The sequence below is a fragment of the Parafilimonas sp. genome, from assembly GCF_047606085.1.
Taxonomy (GTDB): domain Bacteria; phylum Bacteroidota; class Bacteroidia; order Chitinophagales; family Chitinophagaceae; genus Parafilimonas.
The window spans coordinates 1-9,715 of record NZ_JASGEX010000172.1 but is presented as its reverse complement, the minus strand read 5'-3'; the positions used below and the strand labels follow the sequence as shown (position 1 = coordinate 9,715).

The following is a 9,715-nucleotide window of genomic DNA, read 5'->3' as shown; positions in this document are numbered from 1 at the left end:
CAATGACTATCCGTTTTTTGGAAAAGGTCTGTACCATGGATTTTCCAGCGTTGCGACCAATACCCTGTCAAATAAACTCTGCCCAAAGAACCTTCGGTTAAACTTGTAACAAAATTCATTCAGATAGTTTTGCATGTACTGATCCTTTACCTGGTGGTGCAATCCCGATAGCTTCTTTTTTGCATTGCTGATGGCGGTATGCACCCAGGGGAAAACTTTTGACACTTCCTTTTTGTTGGCTACCACTACTGTTTTATGTACGGCACAAATATCTTTTAAGCCATTGTAGCAACGCCTTCCGTCTGTTATTACCGTTGCCGATTTCTGTATCATTTTTCCCGATTCATATGCTACCTCTTTCTTGCACAAACTGCTTACCACGTTTATTTTTACATACCCGGCCTTTGTAGCCGGCTTGTGCTTACGCTGTTCATCTTCTGCAACAGGACGGGTGGAAACAGCTACTATGGCTTTTACCTGCCTGTCCAGTTCCTTTGCAGGGATACCTCCGTCATTCCTTTTTCTGTGCCCTTCAAAAAAACCTTCATCCATTTCTATATAATCATCCAATGTATGCCTGTCATCCCTATGCCCCATGCTAATGCGTATCTTGTGCATCAGTAACCAAATGGATTCATAACGGCTGTGCCCCAACAGCCGCTGCATCTCCAACGCTGAAAAACCCTTCTTGGTAAGGCTCATTAAAAACAGCCCCCATAACCATATCTTGTAACCAAGATTGGAATTTTCCATAACAGTCCCTTTCTTCAAGCTGATTGAAGTGCCGCAGCCTTTGCATTTCCAACGGTTTTCTTTCCCTATCCAGTAAAAAACCAACGAACCGCAACAGGAACATTCCAAACCCCCTTGTTCCCGCCTTTCCTTGAAAAAACGGCGGCAGCTATCTTCATCGGCATACCTGCTGAAAAATTCTGACATATTCATAGCTAATTATTTTAGACAAAAATACTAATATAATTAGCTATTTCCAAATTACGGATAGTCATTCAAATTTCTCAACCGGTGAAATTCGCTGATTGATGTTGTCCTGCAGGTATTGTGCTTGCTATGCCATTTTCTTCCGCGAATTAGCGGATAGCTTTTGTAACGGCAAAATTAAAATTATAAAGAGGCTGTCTTCAAAAAGCAAGACAGCCTCTTTATAATTTTAAAGCGATAGCTTTTAGCCTAAGTACGATTTCAGCGAGCTGCTGTAACGTGCTTTCTGCAGGCGTTTGATTGCCCTTTCCTTAATCTGGCGAATGCGTTCTTTTGTAAGATCATACTTCATGCCTATCTGCTCAATGGTTACACCATTTTCGCCTTCAAGACCGAAATAAGCATTTACAATTTCTGCTTCCCGCGGGCTGAGCGATTTCAGTACGCGCTTGATTTCTTCGCGCAAAGAATCTTTCATCACATCTTCATCCGTATCATCGCTGCCTTCCAGTAAATCGCCCATAGCTACATCTTCAGCTTCGTGCACAGGTGCATCCAGTGAAGTGTGGCGGGTGTTGCTCTGGAAAATGTTGTTGATCTCGGTTTCGCTCATTTCGAGGATCTCGCTCAGTTCTTCAGTTGAAGGTTCGCGCTCATGTTCCTGCTCAAAAGCCATATAGGCTTTATTCGCTTTGTTATAGGTGCCAATTTTGTTTTGAGGCAGGCGGACTAATCTTCCCTGCTCTGCCAACGCCTGTAAAATGGACTGGCGAATCCACCATACAGCGTAGGAAATGAATTTAAAACCCTTGGTTTCATCGAAACGCTGGGCTGCTTTTATCAAACCGAGGTTACCCTCGTTGATCAGGTCGCTAAGACTAAGGCCCTGGTGCTGGTACTGCTTAGCAACAGATACCACGAAACGTAAATTGGCCTGCACGAGTTTGTCCAGTGCTCTCTGGTCACCCATCTTGATTCTTTGCGCCAGTGTGGTTTCCTCTTCGGGAGTGATCATCGGAATTTTAGAAATTTCCTGCAGATACTTTTCAACGGCCTGGGAATCACGGTTGGTGATTTGGGTAGCGATTTTTAGCTGCCTCATATATGTTGTCCTTTGTTATTAATACAAATTATACGCAAAAGGGATGCTTATTGTTAGTTAAAGTTACTAAAAATAAAATACGGGCTGCAAAATTACAACTTTTTGACGGGATTAATTTTACAAATGTGAATATTTCACACAAAAATTGTTAATAAGACAATTAATTTATTGCATTGGCTGCTATAAATACGGTTTTACAACCAAGAAAATATCTGCCTTTTTGAGCAAAAATTTCTTTTATCTATAAAGATGCCCAGTTTTTGCTTTCAAGCCTATACTTCAATCCGGTTTGATTTATGGCATTTTCCGAAGTACCGGAACCAGTCATGCGGAGCCGAAAATTCCATCGGCATGATGAAGCCGGTTTGATGAATGGTTGAATAGGAGTTGTTTGCCGTAAAGGGGAGAAAGCGAGAAGTGAAATTCTGTGTTTGTTGGCATAATTTTGTTCTTCGGTCAGACTACTATCGCGGTCAGGCCGGTCCTGTAATTTACTTACTCAAATACATGCTCTTTTCTTTATACAACTGCCTGAAATAAGGATCGCGCAGGTCTTTTATAAAACGGATAGCTTCGCCTGTACTTTTCATCTCGGGACCAAGCTCTTTGTTTACTTTGGGGAATTTATTAAAGCTGAAAACCGGCTCTTTAATTGCAAAACCCTCTAATTTCTTTTCAAAGATGAAATCTTTCAGCTTTGCTTCGCCCAGCATAACCTTTGTAGCAACGTTCAGATAGGGAATCTGGTAGGCTTTTGCAATAAACGGCGTTGTACGGCTGGCACGCGGATTGGCTTCAATCACAAAAACCTTATTGTCTTTAATGGCAAACTGTATATTAATAAGGCCGCGGATATCCAGTGCACGGGCAATTTTCTCTGCATAGTATTCCATGGTAGTTACAACCAGCGGGGTAAGATTGAATGCCGGCAGCACCGCATTACTGTCGCCACTGTGAATGCCGGCCGGTTCAATGTGCTCCATTACGCCCATTACATGAAAAGTTTCACCGTCGAAAATGCCGTCTATTTCTGCTTCCTGGCAGCGGTCGAGAAAATGATCAATTAATATTTTATTGTTGGGAATATGTTTTAATAAGCTTATAACGGCTTTTTCCAGTTCATCATCATTTATTACGATGCGCATGCGCTGGCCGCCCAAAACATAGCTTGGCCGAACCAGTACCGGGTAACCCACTTTGTTGGCTACTTCAATGGCTTCATCTGCCGTATAAGCGGTGCCGTATTGCGGATAGGGAATATCCAGTTCTTTCAAAAGATCGCTGAACCGGCCGCGGTCTTCGGCAATATCCATATTGTCGAATGAGGTGCCGATTATTTTAACGCCTTTTTCATTCAGTCTTTTCGCAAGTTTTAAAGCCGTTTGCCCGCCAAGCTGTACAATTACACCATCAGGCTTTTCCAGTTCAATTATTTCCCATAAATGTTCCCAGTAAACAGGCTCGAAATAAAGCTTATCGGCCATATCAAAATCAGTGGAAACTGTTTCGGGATTACAATTCACCATAATGGCTTCGTAACCACATTCTTTAATAGCCAGCAGGCCATGTACGCAGCAATAGTCAAATTCAATACCTTGCCCTATTCTGTTGGGGCCGCTGCCAAGAACAATAATTTTTTTCTTTTTGGATGGAACTGATTCGTTGTGCGTAAGCTTTTGATTCATTACAGGTAAATTGCGCAAATGTAATGTGTGGCAATTAGCTTGCAAAACATAAAAATGTTAAGGAAATAACATGGGTAAAAAAAGTGCAGGAATTATTTTATTCAGAAGAAAAAACAATTCTCTGGAAATAATGCTGGTGCATCCCGGCGGACCTTTCTGGGCTAAAAAGGATGCAGGCGCCTGGTCAATACCAAAAGGAGAGTTTGATGAAGGCGAAGATGCTTTGCAGGCAGCCACACGGGAATTTGAAGAAGAAACCGGGAAACAGGTCACTGCAGAAAATTTTATTGAATTGTCACCTGTTAAAAACAAAGGCAGCAAAATAGTGTATGCTTTTGCTGCAGAACAGGATTTTGATACAACAAATATTGCCGGCAATTTAATATGGGTTGACTGGCCGCCACATTCCGGCAAACGCATAGAAGTGCCGGAGGTGGATAAAGCAGCATGGTTTGATATTGAAACAGCAAAAGAAAAGATTCATGCTTACCAGTTGCCATTGATTGAGGAATTGATGAAGAACATTACTCATTTATATTAGAAACCACGAAGTGCATCAAAGGATCAAAGCAACCGGAAATGTAAGTGATCTTGTATGCTGAAAAATTTCTTCAGTTATTGGTATTAGGCCAGCTTTAAAAAGGTATGCAGCCAGTAAGAAACAGCCATATAAAAGGCCGGTAAATATTTTATTTTGTTGCTTTTATTTAACACTTGCTTTTATTACATTTGTAATTATGCAACGCCGCATGTATTTGTGGCGTTGTATTTTTTTTCTCTATTTTAAAACCAGATACTATGAGTGAAACAATGTATGTTTCGAAAGAAGCATTTGAAAAAATGCGGCAGGAACTGCAACGCATGAAGTCGGTTGACAGGCCTGCGGCTTCGAGGGCTATTGCGGAAGCAAGGGAAAAAGGCGACCTGAAAGAGAATGCAGAATACGATTCGGCCAAAGAGGCGCAGGGTATCCTGGAGGCTAAGATCGCATTACTTGAAAGCCAGATTGTCAATTCAAGAATTGTGGATGAAAGTGAAATTGATACCAGTAAAGTTTCTATTTTAACCAGGGTAACCATTACCAATGTGGCTTCTAAAAAAACAGTTACTTACCAGATCGTTGGCGAAAAAGAAGCCGATCTTAAAGCAAATAAAATTTCTGTTTCTTCGCCAATAGGCCAGGGCCTGCTTGGCAAGCAAAAAGGCGAAGTGGCTGAAGTAAAGGCGCCAACAGGTATTTTAAAATTCAAGATTGAAGAAATAGCTATTTAAATTTTTGCTATATACATTGTATAAAAGCTGCGTAATTCGCAGCTTTTATACTTTTGACAGGTTTAAAACATCTTTATGAGCATATTTTCAAAGATCATTGCAGGCGACATACCTTCCTATAAAATTGCGGAAGATGATAAGTTCTATGCATTTCTCGATATTTTCCCATTGGTGCCGGGCCATACCCTGGTAATACCTAAAATTGAAGTGGATAAAATATATGATTTGAGTGACGACTACCTGCAATCGTTGCTTGTATTTGCCAAGCCTGTTGCGAAAGCTATTGAAGCCTCCTTTGATTGCAGGCGTTGCGGTATGGCCGTGGTTGGCCTTGAAGTGCCGCATGCACACCTGCACCTGGTGCCAATAAACACTATGGATGACCTGAATTTTACAAGGGGCAAATTGAAGCTTACACAAAATGAATTAAAAGAAGCGCAGCAGAAAATATTGGAGAAACTGACGTAGCTGGTAAGAAGAATCAGGAATTTGTAACTGAGGATTGGAGGAAAAATGTTTCGTATTCTTCGCTGCCAGCCGTTCGGGCATACGCAATAATCAAATTCATTATAGTCAGCACCTTGAACATTGATTATTCAATATCATTAAGTTAAGACGCATTTTAAACTTGTAAACTCAATGTCGTTGACTTAAGGTTTAGATTCTTTGAAATATTCAATGATCCCCGCCTGACCGAATCAGTCGGGCAGGAATGCTCAATATTCAATATTCATTTTACGGAGAGATTGCAATTGAACATTCCTGCCCGTCCGGCAGGCGGGGATTATTGCGTATTGAATATTGAGTGTTTTCTTAAGTCAATGACATTGCTTGTAAACTTTAAATAAAGAAGCAACAATCTGCTAAACAACCCGTGCACAGGCAAACTTGTGAACTTGTAAGCTTTAAATAAACGATATGGATTGATTATTCCTGCCCGTCCGGCAGGCGGGGATTATTGATAAGCCTTGCCGGGTTATTGGCAATAAATTCTTTCCATCCTTTAAATGATTTATTGGAGGCCGAAGCAACGGTGCCTGATGCATAATGATGGCAAAGCGCTACCGCCAATGCATCGGTTGCATCAAAAAAATGGGGCGTTTCTTCCAGCTTTATTATATGCTGCAGCATTTTGAATACCTGTTCTTTGGTTGAATTGCCATTGCCTGTAATGGATTGCTTTACTTTTTTGGGCGAATATTCCGTTACAGGCAATGCAGCCTGCATGGCGGCGGCGATAGCCACGCCCTGCGCACGGCCAAGTTTAAGCATGCTTTGAACATTCTTGCCATAAAACGGCGCTTCTATGGCAAACATATTGGGAGTGTATGTTTTTATAAGTTCGCTTACTTTTGAAAAAATAATTTCGAGTTTTTGATAAGTGTCTTTTTGAGCAACGAGTTTTAAAACATCCATGTGCAGCAGCTTTATTTCACTGCCTTTTACAGATAAAACTGCATAGCCCATAATTACAGTACCGGGATCAATTCCCAAAATTATTTTTGAAGCCTTATTCATTGTAATGTGAAAGTACTATTTGTACATTATTAAACTTCATGCAAAAAAAACATCTTGCCAGGCAATTAAAAATTTTAGTGAATTATGTTTTGGGCCCATCGCTGTTTATTGCATTGGCTTACATTATTTACAGAAAAGTACAAACACAGCCTGATCTTCCGCAGAAAATAGAAATTCTTAAAGGCTCTTTCTCCGCAAAAAATACATGGAAAATTATCAGCCTGCTTTCATTGCTTTGCATGAACTGGGGCATTGAGGCGCGTAAATGGCAATTGCTGATGCGGCCTGTGGAGAAAGTAAATTTTTTAACGGCTATAAAAGCCATCTTGTCGGGGCTTGCCTTATCATTGTTCCTGCCCAACGGCTTTGGTGAATATCCCGGCCGTGCTTTATATATGAAGGAAGGCAACCGCCTGCGCTCTGTTGCCCTGAATGTGGCAGGCAGCATGGCGCAGCTTATTGTTACGCTGGTGGCGGGCACCGCCTCATTAATTTATCTTAAAAATTTTTCATGGGGCAAGGCTGAGCCTGTGGAGGGTTTATCAGTGTTATGGCTTAATGGCATTATATCCATGATTATATTGGGCACGTTGGTATTGCTGGTTACGTATTTCCGGCTGTCGTGGTTAACAAGGCTTACAGAAAAAATACCTTTTATGCAGCGCTACAAATACCTTATTGAAAATGTGGAAGCCTTACACTGGAAAGAGTTAACAAGAATTTTAAGCCTGTCGTTCATACGTTTCATTGTTTTTGCTGTTCAGTATATAGTAGTATTGCGCATGTTTGAAGTTAAGATCAGTACGGTTGATGCTTTTTGCACTACCAGCGTTCTGTTTTTATTCCTGGCCATATTGCCTACCATCCCGTTTGCCGATATAGGCATAAGGGGAGAAGCTGGCAGGCAATTGTTTGGCATGGTAATGCCTGATGCATTTGGTATTATCGTGACTATAGCAGTAATTTGGTTTGTAAACCTTATAATTCCTTCGGCAGCCGGCAGCTTATTTTTGCTGGGCATAAAGCTTTTTAAAAAAGGCGATAAACAAAACAATAAGGCATTGTGATAAGAAAATTACTGGTAACTTTTTTTTGTTTGGCAGCGTGCTTAAGGCTTTCAGCTGATGATGATTTTTGCGGCATACGCAATACTGCGTTCAGGGCAGGGGAGAGCATAACTTTTACCGTATATTATTCCGTGATAGGGATATATATAAATGCCGGCACGGCAAATTTTACCACAACGCTTGAAAAATTAAATAATACGCCGGTTTATCATACTGTTGGCACAGGCACTTCTAACTCTAAGTACGATTGGATATTTAAAGTGCGGGACCGTTACGAAACTTATTTTGATACCACGCTCCTGCTGCCGCTGAAATTTATGCGCAATGTGGATGAAGGAGGATATAAAAAAACAGAGAACATAAGTTTTGACAGGCGGGTTAATACGGCCACATCAACAAAAGGAACTTACAAAGTGCCACATTGCATACAGGATGTTTTAAGCGCTGTTTATTACGCCCGTAACATTAATTTCAGCAAGTATAAGATTGATGATAAAATTCCGTTCAGCATGTTTTTAGATAACGAAGTATATAATCTTTATATCCGTTATCTTGGGAAAGAAGTTGTAAAAACACGCTATGGAAAATTTAATGCCATTAAGTTCAGTCCATTGCTTGTAAAAGGCACCATATTTGAAGGCGGTGAGAAAATGACGGTTTGGGTGAGTGATGATGGCAACCATATCCCGCTGCGCATTGAAAGCCCTATAACAGTGGGCAGTATAAAGGTTGATATGATGCAATACCGTAACATCCGTTATCCTTTATCATCTAAAATAAGTGTGCGGTAAAACCGTCAACGGTCAACGGTTAACTGTCAACCGCCAACGGCCTTAAGCAAATGAAGCCTATAACAATCCCTTACCTGCAAGGTATTCTGCTATCTGCACGGCATTGGTAGCAGCGCCTTTGCGCAGGTTGTCGCTCACGATCCAGAGATTTAAGGTATTCGGCTGCGTTTCATCCCTTCTTATCCTGCCCACAAACACTTCATCTTTTTCATGCGCCCATAAAGGCATGGGATAAATTTGTTCTGCAGGATCATCCTGTACCACCACGCCCGGCGCTTCGCTCAATAATTGCTTTACTTCATCAATTGAAAAGTCATCAGCAAATTCCACATTCACACTTTCGCTGTGCCCGCCCACAACCGGTATGCGCACCGTAGTGGCTGTAACCAGTATGTTATCATCCCGCATAATCTTTCTTGTTTCATTAACCATTTTCATTTCTTCCTTGGTATAGCCATTGTCAAGAAAAACGTCTATCTGCGGAATCACATTCAAATCAATTGCATATTTATAAGCCATAGGCCCGTTTTCAGCACCTTTGCGTTCATTAAACAACTGGTCAACTGCCTTCTTGCCTGTGCCCGTTACACTTTGATAGGTGCTTACCACTATTCTTTTAATGCCATATCTTTTATGTAAAGGGTTTAATGCCACCACCATTTGAATGGTAGAACAGTTAGGGTTGGCTATTATCTTATCATCAGCGGTTAATGCATCTGCATTTAATTCGGGCACCACTAATTTTTTTGAAGGGTCCATGCGCCAGGCGCTGGAGTTGTCAATTACGGTAATACCAGCTTCAGCAAATTTAGGCGCCAGTTCAAGCGATGTGCTGCCGCCTGCAGAAAATATAGCTACGTTTGGCTTTGCGGCAATGGCATCCTGGTATGAAATAACTTTATAGTTCTTTCCTTTAAACGCCACTTCTTTACCAATAGAACGTTCGCTTGCTACGGGAAATAATTCAGTTACAGGAAAATTTCTTTCTGCTAATACCTGTAACATTTTTGAGCCAACCAGGCCGGTTGCGCCAACGACTGCAACTTTCATTTTTGTGTTGTTTTTTTGTTTGCCCTAAATCCTTGAAGGGACTTAAGAGATTATTTAAATTTTTCTGTTTTTTTATCTTCCTTTTAGAAAATAGTGCTTTCTATGCGCTGCGGCACATTCTGGCTTTGCAGCCTGTCGCCCTGCGAAGTCTCCGGACAATAGCTGGCTGTTCAAAACCATTTTCTTAAAGCCTCATAGAGGCTTAACGTGTGTACAATGCTGCCCGTAATGTTTCTTTACCGTTCCATTGGAACGGAACGTTTACACGCACCACACCTACGGTGTGGAAAT

Annotated in this window: 10 protein-coding genes; 5 read left to right on the top strand and 5 right to left on the bottom strand. The window is 41.2% G+C overall.

What is annotated here, in order from left to right; all coding sequences use genetic code 11:
* Positions 1 to 6: 6 nt before the first annotated feature.
* From QM629_RS14935 to QM629_RS14925, 3 genes are all read right to left on the bottom strand, one after another.
* On the bottom strand, positions 7 to 945 hold the full coding sequence (locus QM629_RS14935) for an IS1595 family transposase (RefSeq protein WP_415160688.1): 939 nt from the start codon (positions 943 to 945) through the stop codon (positions 7 to 9).
* Between the two features lie 238 nt (positions 946 to 1,183).
* Positions 1,184 to 2,041, bottom strand: coding sequence for an RNA polymerase sigma factor RpoD/SigA (locus tag QM629_RS14930; RefSeq protein WP_090658553.1), 858 nt, complete (start codon positions 2,039 to 2,041; stop codon positions 1,184 to 1,186).
* A 491-nt stretch (positions 2,042 to 2,532) separates the two neighbouring features.
* Positions 2,533 to 3,726 carry an ATP-grasp domain-containing protein gene (locus QM629_RS14925; RefSeq protein WP_415160687.1) on the bottom strand — a complete coding sequence of 398 codons (1,194 nt, stop codon included), beginning with the start codon at positions 3,724 to 3,726 and terminating at the stop codon, positions 2,533 to 2,535.
* Positions 3,727 to 3,796: 70 nt separating this feature from the next.
* On the opposite strand from QM629_RS14925, the gene QM629_RS14920 reads away from it, so the two are divergent.
* From QM629_RS14920 to QM629_RS14910, 3 genes are all read left to right on the top strand, one after another.
* Positions 3,797 to 4,267 carry an NUDIX domain-containing protein gene (locus tag QM629_RS14920; RefSeq protein ID WP_415160686.1) on the top strand — a complete coding sequence of 157 codons (471 nt, stop codon included), beginning with the start codon at positions 3,797 to 3,799 and terminating at the stop codon, positions 4,265 to 4,267.
* 257 nt (positions 4,268 to 4,524) lie between these two features.
* Positions 4,525 to 4,998 (top strand): transcription elongation factor GreA, encoded by a 474-nt coding sequence (gene greA / locus QM629_RS14915; RefSeq protein ID WP_415160685.1) that lies wholly within the window; start codon positions 4,525 to 4,527, stop codon positions 4,996 to 4,998.
* 75 nt (positions 4,999 to 5,073) lie between these two features.
* Positions 5,074 to 5,466: an HIT family protein gene (locus QM629_RS14910; RefSeq protein WP_415160684.1), complete on the top strand. Its 393-nt coding sequence runs from the start codon at positions 5,074 to 5,076 to the stop codon at positions 5,464 to 5,466.
* Positions 5,467 to 5,925: 459 nt separating this feature from the next.
* Here QM629_RS14910 and ruvC read toward each other — a convergent pair whose 3' ends face one another.
* On the bottom strand, positions 5,926 to 6,516 hold the full coding sequence (gene ruvC, locus QM629_RS14905) for a crossover junction endodeoxyribonuclease RuvC (RefSeq protein ID WP_415160683.1): 591 nt from the start codon (positions 6,514 to 6,516) through the stop codon (positions 5,926 to 5,928).
* Between the two features lie 38 nt (positions 6,517 to 6,554).
* On the opposite strand from ruvC, the gene QM629_RS14900 reads away from it, so the two are divergent.
* Both QM629_RS14900 and QM629_RS14895 read left to right on the top strand, forming a co-directional pair.
* Positions 6,555 to 7,583, top strand: a complete 1,029-nt coding sequence (locus tag QM629_RS14900) for a lysylphosphatidylglycerol synthase domain-containing protein (protein ID WP_415160682.1) — start codon at positions 6,555 to 6,557, stop codon at positions 7,581 to 7,583.
* Between the two features lie 29 nt (positions 7,584 to 7,612).
* A complete protein-coding gene (locus tag QM629_RS14895; protein ID WP_415160681.1) occupies positions 7,613 to 8,374 on the top strand; it encodes a DUF3108 domain-containing protein in 762 nt (253 codons plus the stop codon).
* 57 nt (positions 8,375 to 8,431) lie between these two features.
* Here QM629_RS14895 and QM629_RS14890 read toward each other — a convergent pair whose 3' ends face one another.
* Positions 8,432 to 9,424: an aspartate-semialdehyde dehydrogenase gene (locus tag QM629_RS14890; RefSeq protein ID WP_415160680.1), complete on the bottom strand. Its 993-nt coding sequence runs from the start codon at positions 9,422 to 9,424 to the stop codon at positions 8,432 to 8,434.
* Positions 9,425 to 9,715: the final 291 nt, after the last annotated feature.